This window comes from Variovorax paradoxus (assembly GCF_022009635.1).
Classification (GTDB): Bacteria; Pseudomonadota; Gammaproteobacteria; order Burkholderiales; family Burkholderiaceae_C; genus Variovorax.
Genome location: NZ_CP091716.1, coordinates 2,061,457 through 2,078,955, shown reverse-complemented (window position 1 = coordinate 2,078,955; position 17,499 = coordinate 2,061,457). Strand labels below are relative to the sequence as shown.

General features: G+C 65.3%; 17 protein-coding genes and 1 tRNA gene. 6 read left to right on the top strand and 12 right to left on the bottom strand.

Going from position 1 to position 17,499, the window contains the following annotated elements:
* The first annotated feature begins 8 nt into the window (after positions 1-8).
* The gene (galU, locus tag L3V85_RS09725) at positions 9-899 is read left to right on the top strand and encodes a UTP--glucose-1-phosphate uridylyltransferase GalU (RefSeq protein WP_237679102.1); all 891 of its coding nucleotides are present in this window, start codon (positions 9-11) and stop codon (positions 897-899) included.
* A 66-nt stretch (positions 900-965) separates the two neighbouring features.
* Here galU and L3V85_RS09720 read toward each other — a convergent pair whose 3' ends face one another.
* From L3V85_RS09720 to cysM, 3 genes are all read right to left on the bottom strand, one after another.
* Positions 966-1,193 carry a sulfurtransferase TusA family protein gene (locus L3V85_RS09720; RefSeq protein ID WP_093205394.1) on the bottom strand — a complete coding sequence of 76 codons (228 nt, stop codon included), beginning with the start codon at positions 1,191-1,193 and terminating at the stop codon, positions 966-968.
* Positions 1,183-1,767, bottom strand: a complete 585-nt coding sequence (locus L3V85_RS09715; protein ID WP_237679101.1) for an NUDIX domain-containing protein — start codon at positions 1,765-1,767, stop codon at positions 1,183-1,185. Before L3V85_RS09715 ends, L3V85_RS09720 begins: the two co-directional genes overlap by 11 nt.
* Positions 1,768-1,830: 63 nt before the next feature.
* Positions 1,831-2,733 carry a cysteine synthase CysM gene (gene cysM / locus L3V85_RS09710; protein ID WP_237679100.1) on the bottom strand — a complete coding sequence of 301 codons (903 nt, stop codon included), beginning with the start codon at positions 2,731-2,733 and terminating at the stop codon, positions 1,831-1,833.
* Positions 2,734-2,775: 42 nt separating this feature from the next.
* On the opposite strand from cysM, the gene L3V85_RS09705 reads away from it, so the two are divergent.
* Positions 2,776-2,860, top strand: a tRNA-Leu gene (locus tag L3V85_RS09705).
* A 108-nt stretch (positions 2,861-2,968) separates the two neighbouring features.
* Positions 2,969-3,805 (top strand): class I SAM-dependent methyltransferase, encoded by an 837-nt coding sequence (locus L3V85_RS09700; protein WP_237679099.1) that lies wholly within the window; start codon positions 2,969-2,971, stop codon positions 3,803-3,805.
* 18 nt (positions 3,806-3,823) lie between these two features.
* On the opposite strand, the gene L3V85_RS09695 is transcribed toward L3V85_RS09700, so the two are convergent.
* Entirely contained in the window at positions 3,824-4,756 is a 933-nt protein-coding gene (locus L3V85_RS09695) for an SDR family oxidoreductase (RefSeq protein WP_237679098.1), read from the bottom strand.
* A gap of 76 nt (positions 4,757-4,832) precedes the next feature.
* On the opposite strand from L3V85_RS09695, the gene L3V85_RS09690 reads away from it, so the two are divergent.
* Positions 4,833-5,897: a CDP-6-deoxy-delta-3,4-glucoseen reductase gene (locus tag L3V85_RS09690; protein ID WP_237679097.1), complete on the top strand. Its 1,065-nt coding sequence runs from the start codon at positions 4,833-4,835 to the stop codon at positions 5,895-5,897.
* 28 nt (positions 5,898-5,925) lie between these two features.
* Positions 5,926-6,906 (top strand): Bug family tripartite tricarboxylate transporter substrate binding protein, encoded by a 981-nt coding sequence (locus L3V85_RS09685; protein ID WP_237679096.1) that lies wholly within the window; start codon positions 5,926-5,928, stop codon positions 6,904-6,906.
* On the opposite strand, the gene L3V85_RS09680 is transcribed toward L3V85_RS09685, so the two are convergent.
* The 8 genes from L3V85_RS09680 to L3V85_RS09645 form a co-directional block, all read right to left on the bottom strand.
* Complete coding sequence (locus tag L3V85_RS09680; RefSeq protein ID WP_237680533.1) at positions 6,907-7,650, bottom strand: ABC transporter ATP-binding protein; 744 nt, start codon at positions 7,648-7,650, stop codon at positions 6,907-6,909. It abuts the gene before it with no gap.
* A gap of 34 nt (positions 7,651-7,684) precedes the next feature.
* Positions 7,685-8,464: an ABC transporter ATP-binding protein gene (locus L3V85_RS09675; protein ID WP_237679095.1), complete on the bottom strand. Its 780-nt coding sequence runs from the start codon at positions 8,462-8,464 to the stop codon at positions 7,685-7,687.
* Positions 8,465-8,484: 20 nt separating this feature from the next.
* Positions 8,485-9,693, bottom strand: a complete 1,209-nt coding sequence (locus L3V85_RS09670; RefSeq protein ID WP_237679094.1) for a branched-chain amino acid ABC transporter permease — start codon at positions 9,691-9,693, stop codon at positions 8,485-8,487.
* 10 nt (positions 9,694-9,703) lie between these two features.
* Entirely contained in the window at positions 9,704-10,633 is a 930-nt protein-coding gene (locus L3V85_RS09665) for a branched-chain amino acid ABC transporter permease (protein WP_237679093.1), read from the bottom strand.
* A gap of 240 nt (positions 10,634-10,873) precedes the next feature.
* Positions 10,874-12,166, bottom strand: a complete 1,293-nt coding sequence (locus L3V85_RS09660; RefSeq protein WP_237679092.1) for a replication-associated recombination protein A — start codon at positions 12,164-12,166, stop codon at positions 10,874-10,876.
* Positions 12,167-12,187: 21 nt separating this feature from the next.
* Positions 12,188-12,820 (bottom strand): outer membrane lipoprotein chaperone LolA, encoded by a 633-nt coding sequence (gene lolA, locus L3V85_RS09655; RefSeq protein WP_237679091.1) that lies wholly within the window; start codon positions 12,818-12,820, stop codon positions 12,188-12,190.
* Between the two features lie 176 nt (positions 12,821-12,996).
* Complete coding sequence (locus L3V85_RS09650) at positions 12,997-15,444, bottom strand: DNA translocase FtsK (protein ID WP_237679090.1); 2,448 nt, start codon at positions 15,442-15,444, stop codon at positions 12,997-12,999.
* 96 nt (positions 15,445-15,540) lie between these two features.
* A complete protein-coding gene (locus tag L3V85_RS09645) occupies positions 15,541-16,215 on the bottom strand; it encodes a Crp/Fnr family transcriptional regulator (RefSeq protein WP_126023131.1) in 675 nt (224 codons plus the stop codon).
* Positions 16,216-16,395: 180 nt separating this feature from the next.
* Here L3V85_RS09645 and trxB point away from each other — a divergent pair, with 180 nt between their 5' ends.
* Entirely contained in the window at positions 16,396-17,355 is a 960-nt protein-coding gene (gene trxB / locus L3V85_RS09640) for a thioredoxin-disulfide reductase (RefSeq protein ID WP_237679089.1), read from the top strand.
* Positions 17,356-17,499 lie beyond the last annotated feature (144 nt).

Here is a 17,499-nt window from a genome sequence, read left to right as displayed (position 1 = left end):
AACTGCCCATGTCCACACCATCGACACGTATCCGCAAGGCTGTATTTCCCGTTGCGGGCTTTGGCACCCGCTTTCTGCCCGCCACCAAGGCACAGCCCAAGGAAATGCTGCCGGTGGTCGACAAGCCGCTGATCCAGTACGCCGTCGAAGAGGCCTACGCCGCGGGCATCCGCGACATGATCTTCGTGACCGGCCGCAACAAGCGCGCCATCGAGGACCACTACGACACCGCCTACGAGCTCGAAAGCCAGCTCGAGGCCAGCGGCAAGACCGCCCTGCTGAACATCGCCCGCTCGGTCATGCCCGACGACATGACCTGCTCCTACGTGCGCCAGCCGCGCATGCTGGGCCTGGGCCACGCCGTGCTGTGCGCCGAGCACCTGGTAGGCAACGAGCCCTTCGCCGTGCTCCTGGCGGATGACCTGATGGTCGGCCCCAAGGGCGGCGAGCCGGTGCTGGCGCAGATGACCTCGGCCTTCGCCCGCCTGGGCGGCTCGCTGCTGGCGGTGCAGGAAGTGCCGCTGGAGCACGTCAAGCGCTACGGCATCGTGGCCGGCGACGCCATCGAGGACGGCCTGGTGAAGGTCAGCAAGATGGTCGAGAAGCCGAAGCCCGAAGAAGCGCCCTCGCGCCTGGGCGTGGCGGGCCGCTACATCCTGACGCCGGGCGTCTTCGACGAGATCCGCAACCAGCCCAAGGGCGCGGGCGGCGAGATCCAGCTGACCGACGGCATCGCGGCGCTGATGAAGAAGGAATCGGTCTACGCGTACTCGTACAAGGGCATCCGCTACGACTGCGGCAGCAAGGAAGGCTTCCTGCAGGCGTCGGTGGAACTGGCGCTGGCCCACCCCGAAGTGGGCGCGGAGTTCCGCGAGTACCTCAAGAGCCTGAAGCTGTAAGCGCGCGCATCGCGCTTGTGCAAAGGGCCGCTGCTGCGGCCCTTTTTCTTTGGCTTCCTCGGTTCGTCAGCGGCGCTTCAGCACGTGGATGAAGTCGGTGCCGACGGTTTCCTGTTCCATCAGTTCATTGCCCGTCTGGCGCGCGAAGGCCTGGAAGTCGCGGATCGAACCTGGGTCGGTCGACACCACCTTCAGCAGCTGCCCGCTCGCCATCTCGTTGAGCGACTTTTTCGCCTTGAGAATGGGCAGCGGGCAGTTCAGCCCGCGGGTGTCGAGCTCGCGGTCAACTTGCACTTCCACGCTCCTCAGGTTCCGGAGGCAGATTAAGACCGCGGCGGCGCTCTTCGTTTTCCGCGGCGGTGAAGAACACCGGCTCGTGGCCGCGCGTACGCAGCCAGTCGGCCAGCGCATAGCCGGTGCCGGCTGGCCAGCACTTCAGGTCTGGCAGGTCGTAGAGACGGTAGTCGACCAGTTCGGGCGAGAGTTTCACCTCGCCATCGGCCACCACGTGGTAGGCGATGATGACCTGGTTCATGCGCTGGAAGTCATAGGCACCGACGATCTTGAGGGCGCTCACATCGAGGTTGGTTTCTTCCTTGACCTCGCGCGCCACGCCCTCCTCCGGCGTCTCGCCGGCTTCCATGAAGCCGGTGATCAGCGCGAACATCTTGCCCGGCCATGCCGCATTGCGCGCCAGCAGCACCTGGCCGCGGTACTCGACGATGGCCGCGAGCACGGGCGTGGGGTTGTTCCAGTGGGTGTGGCCGCAGTTGGGGCAGCGCAAGCGCTCCTTGGGACCGCCGTCTTCCATCAGCGCGATCCACTCGAGCGGCGTGGCGCAGACCTGGCAAAACTTGGGATGGGGCATGGGGTCTCTTTTCTTTTTATGGCGCCGCCTTGGGCAAGGCGGGCGCGGGTTGGCTGAAGACGATCAGGCCGGGAAAACGCCGGTGGAGAGGTAGCGGTCGCCGCGGTCGCAGACCACGAACACGATGGTCGCGTTCTCGACGGTCTTGGACACCTCGAGCGCGGCCCAGAGCGCACCGGCGGCAGAGATGCCGCCGAAGATGCCCTCTTCGCGCGCGAGGCGGCGGCACATTTCTTCGGCGTCGTCCTGGCTCACGCTGATTTCCTGGTCGACCCGGCTCGGATCGAAGATCTTCGGCAGGTACTCGGCCGGCCACTTGCGGATGCCCGGAATGCGCGAGCCTTCGGCCGGTTGCGCACCGATGATGCGGATGGCGGGGTTCTTTTCCTTCAGGAAGCGCGAGACGCCGGTGATGGTGCCCGTGGTGCCCATCGCGCTCACGAAGTGAGTGATCTTGCCCTTGGTGTCGGCCCAGATCTCGGGGCCGGTGGTCTCGTAGTGGATGCGCGGGTTGTCGGGGTTGGCGAACTGGTCGAGCACCAGGCCCTTGCCCTGCGCGACCATCTGCTCGGCCAGGTCGCGCGCGTATTCCATGCCGCCGCTCTTGGGCGTGAGCACGAGCTCGGCACCGAAGGCCTTCATGGTCTGGGCGCGCTCCACCGAGAGGTCCTCCGGCATGATGAGCACCATGCGGTAGCCCTTGATGGCGGCGGCCATGGCCAGCGCGATGCCCGTGTTGCCCGAGGTGGCTTCGATCAGCGTGTCGCCGGGCTTGATTTCGCCGCGCTCCTCGGCGCGCTTGATCATCGAGAGGGCCGGCCGGTCTTTCACCGAGCCTGCCGGGTTGTTGCCTTCCAGCTTGCCGAGAATCACGTTGCCACGCTTGGCATTTTCTGCGGCATGGATGCGTTGCAGGGCGACCAGTGGGGTCTTGCCGATGGCATCTTCGATCGTCGGATAATTCATGGTGGCCACTGTGCCATAATTTTGGGCTTCGTTCAGAACCCTGCCCGGGTGGTGAAATTGGTAGACGCAGGGGACTCAAAATCCCCCACCGAAAGGTGTGCCGGTTCGATTCCGGCCCCGGGCACCATATCTACATCGCTATCCATGTCATAGCGGTCTCCCGTGCTGTAACGCACGCGTCGCCCCCGGCCAACAGCGCTTCCGGGGGAGCATCCCGTCGGAGAGACAAGTTTCCATGAGCGACATCCTGCAATTCAAGGTCGTCGACGGCATCAAGTGCTTTAGCCCGGAAGTGGCCAGCAGCTACGAAGACTATCCCGACGGCGGCTTCGATCTGACCGACAAGAACGCAGACAGCAGTTTCTGGGTCACGTCGAGAAATCGGCTTTTCAAGGGCCTGGTTCAAAGGAATCGCGCGCCCACGGGCAAGACGAAATTCCTGGAAATCGGCTGCGGCACCGGTGACTTCATCCGGCATATTTCCGGCGACGAGCAGCTCGAAATCACCGGCTCGGAGGTCTATCTCAAGGGCCTGGTCTATGCAAAAAAGAACCAACCCGACGTCGATTTCATCCAGTTCGACGTGACCAAGGGTCGCATCGGCGAACAGTTCGACATGATCACGGCCTTCGATGTGATCGAGCACATCGACGACGACACGACGGCCATCGCCAACATTGCCCACATGCTCCGCAAGGATGGCGTGGCCATCATTTCGGTGCCGCAGCACATGTTCCTCTGGAGTGCCTTGGACGAAATCGTCAAGCACAAGCGGAGGTACTCGCGCAAGGAACTCGTCGACAAGCTGAAGGCCAACGGCTTTTCGGTCAGCTACGCCACTTCTTTCGTCTTCACGCTGTTTCCATTGATGCTGGTTTCGCGTCTGCTCGACAACCGGCGTGACAAATCCCAGTCGGACGAGACGGCTCTGGCGAAGCGGGTCAAGTTTCCACCCGTTCTCAATTGGTTCCTCGATCTCTTCATGCGCTTCGACGAAGCCTTGATCCGCATGGGCGTGCCGCTTCCTTTTGGCGGCACCCTGCTGGTGGTAGCAAGAAAAACCGGCGGCTGAGCCGACCGCCGAGGGCACTCAGGCGCTTTCCCGCAACCCCGTATGCACCGTCGGATGCGCCAGCCGCACCCGCAACTCACGCTTCAACCGCGTGTTGTCCAGCCGACGCGACTCCCCCATGAAGCTCAACAATTGCAGCGGCAACTGCCGCTCGGCCTCGCCACGAGCCACGCGCGGCGGGCGGGGCATGCCGTACAGGTCGGCGGCCAGGTCCATGTAGTCGCCCATCCGCAGTTCGGTGTCGTCCGACGCATGCACGACGCGCTGCGGCTTGCCGCGGAACAGCGCGGCCTCGCAGGCTCGCGCGAGGTCGTCGGCGTGGATATGGTTGGTATAGACGTCGTCCTCGCGCCGCAGCACGGGGGTACCGCGCTGCAGGCGGCCGCGCGGCGTGCCGTTCTCGCGGTCCGGCGCATAGATGCCGGGAATCCGCAGGATGCTGGCCCGGATGCCGGCGCTGCGGCCCAGCCAGCGCACGGCGCGCTCGGCGTCCACTCGGCGGTGCGACCGGGGGGTGTCGGGCCGCACGCTGCGCGTTTCGTTCACCCGGGCGCCGCCGCAGTCGCCATAGACGCCGCTGGTCGAGCCGTAGACGAAGGTCGAGGGCACCGAGCGCAGCCGCAGCGCGCGCGCCAGCGCGGTGGTGCGCTGGTCGCGCCACCAGGCGGCGCCGCCGTCGCGGGCGGGCGGCGCCAGGTGCAGCACCCGGGTCGCGATGCCCGCCAGCCTGCGCAGCGTGGCCGACTCGTCCAGATTGCCCACCAGCGGACGCACGCCGGCAGCCCGCAAGGCTGCCACCCGGTCCGCCGAAGACGTGAGCGCCACCAGTTGCATGCGGCCGGAAAGATCGCGCGCCACGCGCTGGCCGACGTCGCCGCAGCCGACGATCAGGAGGCGCTCGCGCCGGAAGCGCGCCGGCAAGGCGCCGGAGGGGCTATTGATTGAAGGCAAAATCCTGTTCCTGTCCCAATTCAGTTGCTCCCGGGCTGTTCGCAGCGCCAAAGAGATTACCCCCCGAAGAATACCGATGACTGCTACAGCGCCGCATGAGGCGGGCTTTTCCATCACCGTCGAGCCGAGCGGGCGCCATTTCGTGGCGCAGGGCGACGAAACCATCCTCGCGGCCGGCATCCGGCAAGGCATCGGCCTGCCCTACGGCTGCAAGGACGGCGCCTGCGGCTCCTGCAAGTGCAAGAAGCTCTCGGGCGAGGTCACCCTCGGCCCCCACCAGAGCAAGGCCCTGAGCGCCGAAGAACAGCTGGCCGGCTTCGTGCTGACCTGCTGCGCCCACGCCACCAGCGACGTGGTGCTGGAATCGCGCCAGGTCACGGAGGCCGGCGCGCTGCCGATCCGCAAGATGCCGGTGCGGGTGATGGCGCTCACGCGCCAGTCGCACGACGTGATGCTGGTGCGCCTGCAGCTGCCGGCCGGCGAGCCTCTGCAGTTCTACGCGGGCCAGTACGTGGAATTCATCCTTCGCGACGGCGCCCGCCGCAGTTATTCGATGGCCAACGCGCCGCATACCGTCGGCGTGCCGGGCACGGGCATCGAACTGCATCTGCGGCACCTGCCGGGCGGCAAGTTCACGGACCATGTGTTCGGCACGATGAAGGAAAAGGAAATCCTGCGCATCGAAGGCCCGTTCGGCAGCTTCTTCCTGCGCGAGGACTCCGACAAGCCCATGGTGCTGCTGGCCTCGGGCACGGGCTTCGCGCCCATCAAGGCGCTGCTGGAGCACATGCAGTTCAAGGGCATCACGCGGCCCGTGTCGCTCTACTGGGGCGGCCGCCGCCCCGAAGACCTGTACATGGACGCCTGGGTACGTGAGCAGATGGCGCAGATGCCCCAGCTGCGCTACGTGCCCGTCATCTCCAACGCGACGCCGCAGGACAACTGGACCGGCCGCACCGGCTTCGTCCACCAGGCCGTGCTGGAAGACTTCGCCGACCTGTCGGGCCACCAGGTCTATGCCTGCGGGGCACCCATCGTGGTCGACTCGGCCAAGCGCGACTACGTGGCGTTGGCCGGGCTGCCCGAAGAAGAGTTCTTTGCAGACGCGTTCACCACCGAGGCCGACAAGGCCATTCCCTGATTCCCTGAATAAATAAAACACAACAAAGATGAAGACGAGACACCTCCTTCTCACCCTCCTCGCAAGCGCCACCGCCCTGATGGGCACCGGCACGGCCATGGCGCAGCAGCAACAGCGCCCCATCCGCCTCGTCGTGCCCTACGCGGCCGGCGGCCCGATCGACAACACGGCGCGCATCCTGGCCGAGCGCGTCAAGGACACGCTGGGCCCGGTCATCATCGACAACAAACCCGGCGCGGGCGGCAACATCGGCGCCGACATCGTGGCGAAGGCACCGCCGGACGGCCTGACCATCGGCATCGCGGCCACCGCCACGAACGCGGTGAACCCGTGGCTCTACAACAAGATCCCGTTCAACGCCGCGACCGACTTCGCGCCCATCACGCAGATGGTCCGCGTGCCCAACGTGCTGGTCATGAACGCCGACACCGCCAAGCGCCTGAACATCAACAGCGTGGCCGACCTGATCCGCTACGCCAAGGCCAACCCGGCCAAGCTCAACTACGGCAGCGGCGGCAACGGCAGCGCCGGGCACCTGGCGGGCGAGCTGTTCAAGAAGGAAGCCGGCATCTTCGCCGTGCACATTCCGTACAACGGCGGCAGCCCGGCGCAGCTAGCGCTGATTTCCGGGCAGGTCGACTTCAACTTCGACAACCTCGCCACCGCCGCGCCGAACATCCGCTCGGGCAAGCTGAAGGCGATTGCGGTAACGACGCTGCAGCGCAGCAGCTCGCTGCCCGAAGTGCCGCCGATTGCCGACACGCTCAAGGGCTTTTCCATCGACACCTGGTGGGGACTGATCGCGCCGGCCGGCACGCCGCACGACGTGATCGTGAAACTGAATCAGGCGTTCGTGGCCGCGCTCAATGCGCCGGAAACGAAGACGCGCTTCGCCGGACTGCTGGCGGAGCCGGTTGCCAGCTCGCCGGAGCAGTTCGGTTCGTTCATGAAGAGCGAACTGGCGAAGTACGAAGCGGTCGTGAAAGCGACCGGCGCGAAGGTCGACTGATCATTCGCCCAGGTACGCGGCCCGCACGCGCGGGTCGCTCAGCAGGGCCTTGGCCTCGCCGCTCATGGTGATCAGGCCCGACTCCATCACGTAGCCCCGATCGGCCAGTTGCAGCGCGCGGTTGGCGTTCTGCTCCACCAGCAGGATGGTCACGCCCTGCGAGGCCACGGTCTGCACCACCTCGAAGATCTTGTCGCACATGATCGGCGACAGGCCCATGGTGGGTTCGTCCAGCAGCAGCACCTTGGGGCGCGCCATCAGCGCGCGGCCCATGGCCAGCATCTGCTGTTCGCCGCCCGACATGGTGCCGGCCAGCTGGTCCTTGCGCTCGCGCAGGCGCGGGAAGGTGACGAACACGCGCTCCATGTCCTTCGCGATCTCGGCCTTGTCCTTGCGGATGTAGGCGCCGATCTGCAGGTTCTCGGTGATGGTCATGCGCGTGAACACGCCGCGACCTTCCGGCACCATCACCAGGCCTTCCGACACCAAGTCCCAGGCGCCGCGGCCCTTGATGCTGCGGCCCAGGAACTCGATGTTGCCGGCTCCGGCCGGCAGCGTGCCGGTGATGGCCTTCATGGTGGTGGTCTTGCCGGCGCCGTTGGAGCCGATCAGCGAGACCAGCTCGCCCTCGCGCACCTCGAAATCCACGCCCTTGACGGCCTGGATGCCGCCGTAGCCCACCTTCAGTCCATTGACCTTCAGCAGCGTCTTGCCGGCTGCCTTGGCTTGCGCGGCGCCGTCCATGGTTGCTTGTTCGCTCATCGTTGCTGTCGTCATTTCAGTGGCCTCCGGTGCCGAGGTAGGCCTCGATCACCTTCTCGTTCTTCTGCACGTCCACCGGCGTTCCTTCGGCAATCTGCTTGCCGTAGTCCAGCACGGTGACGCGGTCGCACAGGCCCATGATGAGCTTGACGTCGTGTTCGATGATCAGGATGGTGCGGTTGTCGCGGCGGATGCGGTCGATCAGCTCGCGCAGCGCGACCTTCTCGGTCAGGTTCATGCCGGCGGCCGGCTCGTCCAGCGCGATGAGCTGCGGGTCGGTAGCCAGCGCGCGTGCGATCTCCAGGCGCCGCTGGTCGCCGTAGCTCAGCGTGCGCGCCTTGTAGTCGGCGAACTTGCCGATGCCCACGTAGTCGAGCAGCTCATGCGCGCGCTTGGCGATGGCAGCCTCTTCGGCCTTGAAGCTGCCGGTGCGCAGCATGGCGCCGAACACGCCGGAGTTGGTGCGGATGTGGCGCCCGACCATCACGTTCTCCAGCGCCGTCATTTCGGCGAAGAGGCGGATGTTCTGGAAGGTGCGCGCAATGCCGGCCTTGGCCACTTCGTGCACGGCCGTGGGCTGGTAGGGCTTGCCAGCGAGCTCGAAGGTGCCGCTGTCGGGCGTGTACAGGCCGGTGATCACGTTGAAGAACGTGGTCTTGCCAGCGCCGTTGGGGCCGATCAGGCCGTAGACCTGGCCGCGCTTGATGGTGATGCCCACGTCGGAGAGGGCCTGCAAGCCGCCGAAGCGCTTGGAGATGCCGCGCACGTCGAGGATGGTGTCCGATGTCGTCGTCATGTTGATTTCTCCTTCGGCGTTCAGGGATTGATCGACATGGGACGCGAGGCCGCACCCGGCAATTCGTCGGCGGGCGTATCGATGCCCGGCGCGTGTGTCTGCAGCGAACCCGGGGCCACGGCCGCATGGGCCGGGTCGACGGGCACGCCGCCCTTCCTGGCCAGCGTCTTGCCGTGCTCCGGCGAAGGCCACAGGCCGCGCGGGCGCAGCAGCATGATGACGATCATGGCCAGCGCGATGAACAGCTGGCGCAGGATCGATGCGTCGAGGCGACCGTCGGTGGCCGCCTGCAGCGGGCCGGCCACGTAGCGCAGCACTTCGGGCAAGGCCGCCAGCAGCACGGCGCCCAAAATCACGCCGGGCAGGTGGCCGATGCCGCCGAGCACCACCATCGCCACGATCATCACCGACTCCATCAGGCTGAAGGACTCGGGCGACACGAAGCCCTGGAAGGCGGCGAACATCGCGCCCGACACACCGCCGAAGCTCGCGCCCATGCCGAAGGCCAGCAGCTTCATGTTGCGGGTGTTGATGCCCATGGCCTTGGCGGCGATCTCGTCTTCGCGGATGGCCATCCAGGCGCGGCCGATGCGCGAGGTCTGCAGGCGGTGCGAAATGATCACGGTCGCGACCACGAGCGCCAGGAACAGGTAGTAGTAAAGCGACACCGAAGAGATCGTGAAGCCGTCGAACTTCCATGCCTTGCCGAGGTCCAGGCCCCAGAACTTGATGGAGTCGATGGCGGTGATGCCCTTCGGACCGTTGGTGATGTTGACGGGCTGGTCCAGGTTGTTCAGGAACACGCGGATGATTTCGCCGAAGCCCAGCGTGACGATGGCCAGGTAGTCGCCGCGCAGCTTGAGCGTGGGCGCCCCCAGCAGCACGCCGAGGCAGCCGGCCACCACCAGCGCCAGCGGTATCACGATCAGCAGCGAGGTGTGCATGCCGTTCGGGAACATCTGCGCGAACCACGGGAAGGTCTCGGTCAGATGCGACGAGCCCATGAGCGCGAAGAGGTAGGCCCCCACCGCGAAGAAGGCCACATAGCCCAGGTCGAGCAGGCCAGCATAGCCGACCACGATGTTCAGGCCCAGTGCCAGCAGCACGTAGAGCAGTGCGATGTCGGCGATGCGCACCCAGGCGTTGCCTTGCATCTGCAGCAGCAGGGGCAGTGCGAGCACGGCGATGGCGCCGACGATGTAGAGCGCGAGGTTCTTGCTGTTCTTCATGTCTCGCTCCTTAGGCACGGTCCGCCACGCGTTCGCCGAGCAGGCCGGACGGACGCAGGGTGAGCATGACGATCAGCACGATGAACGCGAAGATGTCGCTGTAGTTGCTGCCCAGCACGCCACCCGTGATGGTGCCGATGTAGCCCGAGCCGATGGCTTCGATGAGCCCCAGCAGGATGCCCCCGACCACCGCGCCCGCGAGGTTGCCGATGCCGCCGAACACCGCGGCGGTGAAGGCCTTCAGGCCGGGCAGGAAGCCCATCGCGTGTTGCGCGATGCCGTAGTTCGATGCGTACATCACGCCGGCGATGGCCGCGAGCACGGCACCGATGATGAAGGTGGCCGAGATGACCATGTCGGGGCGAATGCCCATGAGGGCGGCAACGCGCGGGTTCTCCGCGGTGGCGCGCATCGCGCGGCCGAGCTTGGTGTAGTTGACCAGCCACATGAGCACCACGAGCGAGAACGCCGTGACGCTGAGGATCATGACCTGGGTGGGAGAGATCACCGCGCCGGCCACGTGGATGGGGTCGGTGGGCAGCAGGTTGGGATAGGCCTTGTTGGTCGGCTTCCAGATGATCATCGCCAGCGTCTGCAGCAGGATCGACATGCCGATGGCGGTGATCAGCGGCGCGAGCTTGGGGCTGTTGCGCAGCGGCCGGTAAGCCACTTTCTCGATCACGAAATTGAGGGTTGCCGCGACGATGCAGGCAATGACCAGGGCAATGAGGAGGATCAACCAGCCCGGTGTGTTGGGCATGCCGTCCTTCATGAGCCCGATGATGGTCCAGCTCGTCAGAGCCCCCACCATCAATACTTCTCCGTGCGCAAAGTTGATCAGATTGATGATGCCGTACACCATGGTGTAGCCCAAGGCTATCAAGGCATACATGCTGCCGAGAACCAGACCGTTGATGATCTGCTGCAGCAAAATGTCCATATCTCGTTCCCTATGTGTTGCACCGTTGCGGGGTGCCATTCACCCACTGGGGCACCGGTTTGGCGCCCCCAGCTTGATAAGCAAAAAACCAGCCAACATGTGTCGCCGGCGGATTTGTGGGCGGGATTGTAGTCACGCACCAGCGCTGATTTGGTGCGTGTTGACCGGGGTTTACCCGCTCACCTCATGCTGTATGTGCGTGGGGTCATGCACGGCTTGCGCGCATGTTGCAAGACCGTATCAGTCGTTGCCTTCAGCGTTCAGGCGGCGCAGTTCGCGAAGCTTTTCGCCGATGCGGATTTCGAGCCCGCGGTCGACGGGCTCATAGAAAACCTGGCCTTCCAGGCCGTCGGGAAGGTAGCGCTCGCCGGCGGCGAAACCGCCCTCCTCGTCGTGCGCATAGCGGTAACCCTTACCGTAGTCGAGCTCTTTCATGAGCTTGGTGGGTGCATTGCGCAGGTGCATGGGCACCGGGCGCGTGCTGTCCTTCTTCACGAGGGCGCGCACCGCGTTGTAGGCCTTGTAGACGGCGTTCGACTTGGGCGCGATGGCAAGGTAGACCACGCACTCGGCCAGCGCCAGTTCGCCTTCCGGGGTACCCAGCCGTTCGTAGACCTCGGCCGCGTCGAGTGCAAGGCGCAACGCGCGCGGGTCGGCCAGGCCGATGTCTTCGCTCGCCATGCGTACGAGTCGTCGCGCCATGTAGCGCGGATCGGCGCCGCCGTCGAGCATGCGCACGAACCAATAGAGCGCGGCGTCGGGGTCGCTGCCGCGCACCGATTTATGCAGCGCGCTGATGGTGTCGTAGAACTGCTCGCCGCCCTTGTCGTAGCGCCGCATGCGCTCGCCGAGCACACGCAGCAGCCATTCGTCGGAGATGTTCGAGAGCTTCTCGGCGCGCGCCGCGACAGCGAGCGTCTCGAGCGTGTTGAGCAGACGGCGTGCGTCGCCGTCGGCATACGCCACGAGGCGGTCGACCGCCGCGGTGTCGATGGCGGGCACGGCCTGGATGTCCTGCGCGCGCGTCACGATCTGCTTGAGGTCGTCTTCGTTGAGCGACTGCAGCACGTACACGGCGGCACGCGAGAGCAACGCGGAGTTGACCTCGAACGACGGGTTCTCGGTGGTCGCGCCGATGAAGGTGAAGAGCCCCGACTCCACATGCGGCAGGAAGGCGTCCTGCTGGCTCTTGTTGAAGCGGTGCACTTCGTCGACGAAGACGATGGTGCGCTGCTGCGTGAGCCCGTCGCGCGCGGCGGTGGCAAGGTCCACGGCTTCGCGGATGTCCTTCACGCCTCCGAGCACCGCGCTGATGCTCAGGAACTGCGCGTCGAAGGCGTCGGCCATGAGCCGCGCGATGGTGGTCTTGCCGGTGCCGGGCGGGCCCCAGAGGATGCACGAATGCGGCTGGCCCGATTCGAACGCGATGCGCAGCGACATGCCCGGCCCCAGCAGGTGCTGCTGGCCGATCACTTCGCCGAGCGTGCGCGGACGCAGGCGCTCGGCAAGAGGTTGATGCGCGCTGGTGGCCAAACCGGTTCTACGCTTGGCGGCTTATTGCTTGACGACGTCGGCGCCGGCGGGCGCCTTGAAGTCGAACACGCTGGCCGGCAGCGAAGGGTTCACTTCGACCTTGCTGAACTTGAGCACCGAACGCTGGCCGAAGCTGTCGAGGATTTCGAGCGCCGCGAGCGCGTCGCCCTGGAAGCCCACCTGCACGCTCTGCAGCTGGCCGTCCTTGTTCTTCGGCGTCGCCTTGACCCATTGCAGGCCGTCGCGGTCGGGCGAAGCCTCGAGCGTGAAGTCGGCCTGTAGCGCCTTCAGGTCGGGCGCGGCGGCAATCAGCGCGGCGGGCGTGGAGCCCAGCGCCTGTGCCTGCGCGCGCTGCGTGACCTGGTTCAGGTCGGCGTCGTAGAGCCAGAGCGTCCTGCCGTCGGCCACGATGCTCTGCGCAAAGGGCTTCTGGTAGTCGAACTTGAATTTGCCCGGACGCTGAAACTCGAAGGTGCCGGTCGATGTCTTGGTGCGGCCCGGCTGGCCTTCGCGCGACGGCGCGGTCACGGTCTGGGTGAAATCGGCGCGGCCGGACTTGACCGTCTTCACGAAGGTTTCGAGGCTTTCGAGGCCGCCCGCCCAGGCGTTGGCGGAACACACGAGGCCAATCAATAGCCAATGACGCAATTTCAATTTGAATTCCTCGCAATAGCTGTAAGGCTGTGGCACGGGGCCGTGACACCGGGTTCAGACCCTACCTGCCGCCAATTGCGACAGGTGTAGGTCTTGATGAAGATTTGCAATGCCGAATGGCTTTTTGCAAATTTCCTTTCAACCCGTAACCAGAAATACCGGTCCAGCCCCGCGAATTATTCGGCCGCGCGCGCCGGCACCAGAATTTCGCGCTGGCCGCTGCCGCTCATGGCGCTGACGAGGCCGGCTTTTTCCATGTCCTCGACCAGGCGAGCGGCGCGGTTGTAGCCGATCTTCAGGTGGCGCTGCACCAGCGAGATGCTGGCCTTGCGGTTCTTGAGCACGACCTCGACGGCCTGGTCGTACATCGGGTCTTTTTCGGCATCGCCGCCGCCACCCAGCATGTCGCCGTCACCATCGCCATCGACCGTGCCGCCTTCGAGCACGCCCTCGATGTAGTCGGGCTCGCCCTGGCTCTTGAGGTAGGCCACCACGCGATGCACCTCCTCGTCGCTCACGAAGGCGCCGTGCACGCGCACAGGCAGGCCGGTGCCGCTGGGCATGTAGAGCATGTCGCCCATGCCGAGCAGCGCTTCGGCGCCCATCTGGTCGAGGATGGTGCGGCTGTCGATCTTGCTCGACACCTGGAACGCGATGCGGGTCGGGATGTTGGCCTTGATGAGGCCGGTGATCACGTCGACGCTGGGGCGCTGCGTGGCCAGGATCAGGTGAATGCCGGCGGCCCGCGCCTTCTGCGCGAGGCGGGCGATCAGCTCTTCGATCTTCTTGCCGACCACCATCATCAGGTCGGCCAGCTCGTCGATCACCACGACGATGTGCGGTTCGCGCTTGAGCGGTTCCGGATCGTCCGGCGTGAGGCTGAAGGGGTTGTAGATGAACTCCTCGCGCGCCTTGGCTTCGTCGATCTTGGTGTTGTAGCCCGCCAGGTTGCGCACGCCGAGCTTGCTCATGAGCTTGTAGCGGCGCTCCATCTCGGCCACGCACCAGTTCAGGCCGTGAGCCGCCTGGCGCATGTCGGTGACCACGGGCGCCAGCAGGTGCGGGATGCCTTCGTAGACCGACATTTCGAGCATCTTCGGGTCGATCATGAGCAGGCGAACGTCGCGCGCCTCGGCCTTGTAGAGCAGCGAAAGGATCATCGCGTTGATACCCACCGACTTGCCCGAGCCGGTGGTACCGGCCACCAGCACGTGCGGCATCTTCGCGAGGTCGGCCACCACGGGGTTGCCGATGATGTCCTTGCCGAGGCCCATGGTGAGCATCGACTTGCCTTCGTTGTAGATCTGCGAGCCCAGGATTTCGCTGAGCTTGATCGACTGGCGCTTGGCGTTCGGCAACTCGAGCGCCATGTAGTTCTTGCCCGGGATGGTCTCGACCACGCGGATCGACACCAGCGAGAGCGAACGCGCGAGGTCCTTGGCAAGGTTGACGATCTGCGAGCCCTTGACGCCGGTGGCGGGCTCGATTTCATAGCGCGTGATGACAGGGCCCGGCGAAGCGAGCACCACGCGCACCTCGACGCCGAAGTCCTTGAGCTTCTTCTCGATCATGCGCGAGGTCATCTCGAGCGTGTCGGAAGATACGGTTTCCTGGCGCGCCTGCGCGGCGTCGAGCAGATCGACCTGCGGCAGCTTGCTGTCGGGCAGTTCCTTGAAGAGCGGCTTCTGGCGCTCCTTGACGACGCGATCGCTCTTGGGCACCTCGGTCATTGCCGGCTCGATCTGCACCGGCGGAGACGGTGGGCGGCGCTTGGCACGCGGCTCGATGCGGATTTCGTCATCGTCCTCGAAGGCCGACGGCGCGGAGGACATGGAAGGCTCGCCGCCCCGGCCCGAGGCTTCGCCGCCGCGCGTGAACGCCGGCTCGTCGGCCTCGGCGCGTTCGCGGGCGGCCTGCTTGCCCATCGCGATGTCGGCGGCCATTTCGCGCTTTTCGCGGCGCGACTCGAAGAGCGAATAGGCACGCGCGCCGATGCGCTCGGCGATCAGGCTCCACGAGAAACGGAACACCAGCGCGGAACCGATCACGCCGCCGGCAATGGCCACCAGCGCCGAGCCGGTGAACCCCAGCCAGCGCACGCTGGAAGGCCCGACCAGGGCACCGATTGCACCGCCACCAGCACCACCCGGCAGATGGCCTTCGAGACGGTACAGGCGCGACCATTCGAGCATGGCGCTCGCGCACAGCAGCAGCACGAGGCCGAGCCAGAATGCAAGACGGCTGCGGTTGAAGCGGCCGCGCGGAGGCTGTTGCTCGGCAGTCGAAGCCGGCTCACCGCCGCGCAGCCAACTGGCCAGCGACGACAGCCAGGCGCGCAGCCCGGCGGCCAGGCACCACCACACGGAATAGCCCGCGACAAAGTAGCTGCCATCGGCCAGCCAGGCACCGACACGGCCACCCCAGTTCTTGATTTCGCCTCCGGTGCCCGACGTCGACCAGGCGGCATCGGACAGCGTGAAGCTCAGCATTGCGAGCAGCCAGAACAACAGCGCTGCGAATCCTGCGATCAGCGTGATTTCGTGGGCGAAGCGCATGGCGCGCGTGCGCACGGGTTGCCCATCGGCGGCAGAGGAAGATTGAAGCGTATTGAGCGAATAGGTCATGAAAAACACGGCACCCGGTCCAGAAAAGCAGGGGCCGGACGCACGAACACTACAACAAAAGGCCGATGCCGCTCGTAACGGGCCCGACCTGGGGGCTCAAGCCAGGGACAGGAGCCGTTCCTTGACGATCATCGACCCGTCGTCCTGGGTCTGCACGAAGCCGCGCTCCTCGAGATCCTTCATGACGCGGCTCACCATTTCGCGCGAGGCACCGACCATCTTTGCCAGGTCCTGGCGGGAGATCTTGTCGCGGACCTTGAGATTGCCCGCGCCGTCCTCGATGGCGAACTCGAGCAGCGAGCGCGCCACGCGACCATACACGTCCATGAGCGCCAGCGATTCGATCTTGCGGTCGGCGTGGCGCAGGCGCTGCACCAGGCCGCGCATGATGTTGTAGGCCATCGAGGAATTCTCGGGCAGGCAGCGCGCGAAGGCGTCGCGGCCCAGCATGAGCACGTCGCACTGGATTTCGGTGCGCACGGTGGCCGAATGCGGCTCGTCGTCGATCAGGCTCATCTCGCCGAGATAGTCGCCGGGGTGCAGCGTGGCCAGGATGACCTCGCGGCCGCGGCTGTCGGCGCTGGTGACGCGGGCACGCCCGGTCAGGATGATGTAGAGCGCATCGGACTTCTTGCCCTGCTCCACGACGACTTCCGCGCGCTTGAAGCGCTTCTTGATGATCGCGTCCGCGATGCTGGCGGACTGCGTGGCCGTCAGCGACGCGAACAATGGAACGCGCCGAAGCAATTCGAGGTTGGACAGCATCGACATTTATCAATCCCTGCTACAGCGCACGGAGCGGTCCAAAAGGCAAGCCAATGGATTACTACAATCGCGCGCATTGAAAACACCGTTCACCCGGAGTTGAACCGGGCGGTGATACTCCATATATATCGCTACCACCCTGAAAATGTACACGCTGAATCAGCGTATATCCTAGGTTTTCTACTCATGTCCGCTCCCCAACACGCCAAGGTTTTGATTCTCGGCTCCGGCCCCGCCGGCTACACCGCCGCCGTTTATGCAGCCCGCGCAAACCTGCAGCCGCTGCTCATCACGGGCATCGCCCAGGGCGGGCAACTGATGACCACCACCGAGGTCGACAACTGGCCGGCCGACGTCCACGGCGTGCAGGGCCCGGACCTCATGCAGCGCTTTCTGGAACATGCGGAGCGATTCAAGACGCAGATCGTGTTCGACCACATCAACAAGGTCGACCTGAGCAAGCGCCCGTTCACGCTGACGGGCGACAGCAGCACCTACACCTGCGACTCGCTGATCATCGCCACGGGTGCCTCGGCGAAGTACCTGGGCCTCGACTCGGAGCAGAAGTTCATGGGCCGCGGCGTCTCCGCCTGCGCCACCTGCGACGGCTTCTTCTACCGCGAGCAGGAAGTCTGCGTGATCGGCGGCGGCAACACCGCGGTCGAGGAAGCGCTCTACCTCGCCAACATCGCCAACAAGGTGACGCTGGTGCATCGCCGCGACAAGTTCCGCGCCGAACCCATCCTGATCGACAAGGTCAAGGAGAAGGTCGCCGAAGGCAAGATCGTGCTGAAGCTGCACAGCGAACTCGACCAGGTGCTGGGCGACGACACCGGCGTGACGGGCATCCGCATCAAGAACACGCAGACCGGCGCCACCGAGCAGATCGACCTGAAGGGCTGCTTCATCGCCATCGGGCACCACCCGAACACCGACATCTTCCAGGGCCAGCTGGAAATGAAGGACAACTACATCCTGACCCGCTCCGGCCTGCAGGGCTTCGCCACGATGACCAGCATTCCGGGCGTCTTCGCCGCCGGCGACGTGCAGGACAACGTGTACCGCCAAGCCATCACGAGCGCGGGCACCGGCTGCATGGCCGCACTCGACGCACAGCGCTTCCTGGAGCAGGACGGCACGCTTTAAGCGGTCGGTCGCCCAAAAGGGCTATAATCCGAGGCTTTGCCGAAACAAGGCTCTCTTACGAGTCGCGGCAAAGTCGGGGTACCGCCACCCGTTTCTGGCGAGGTCAAGCTGCAAAACACCTGCAATCGCCACGATTGCGCCGGT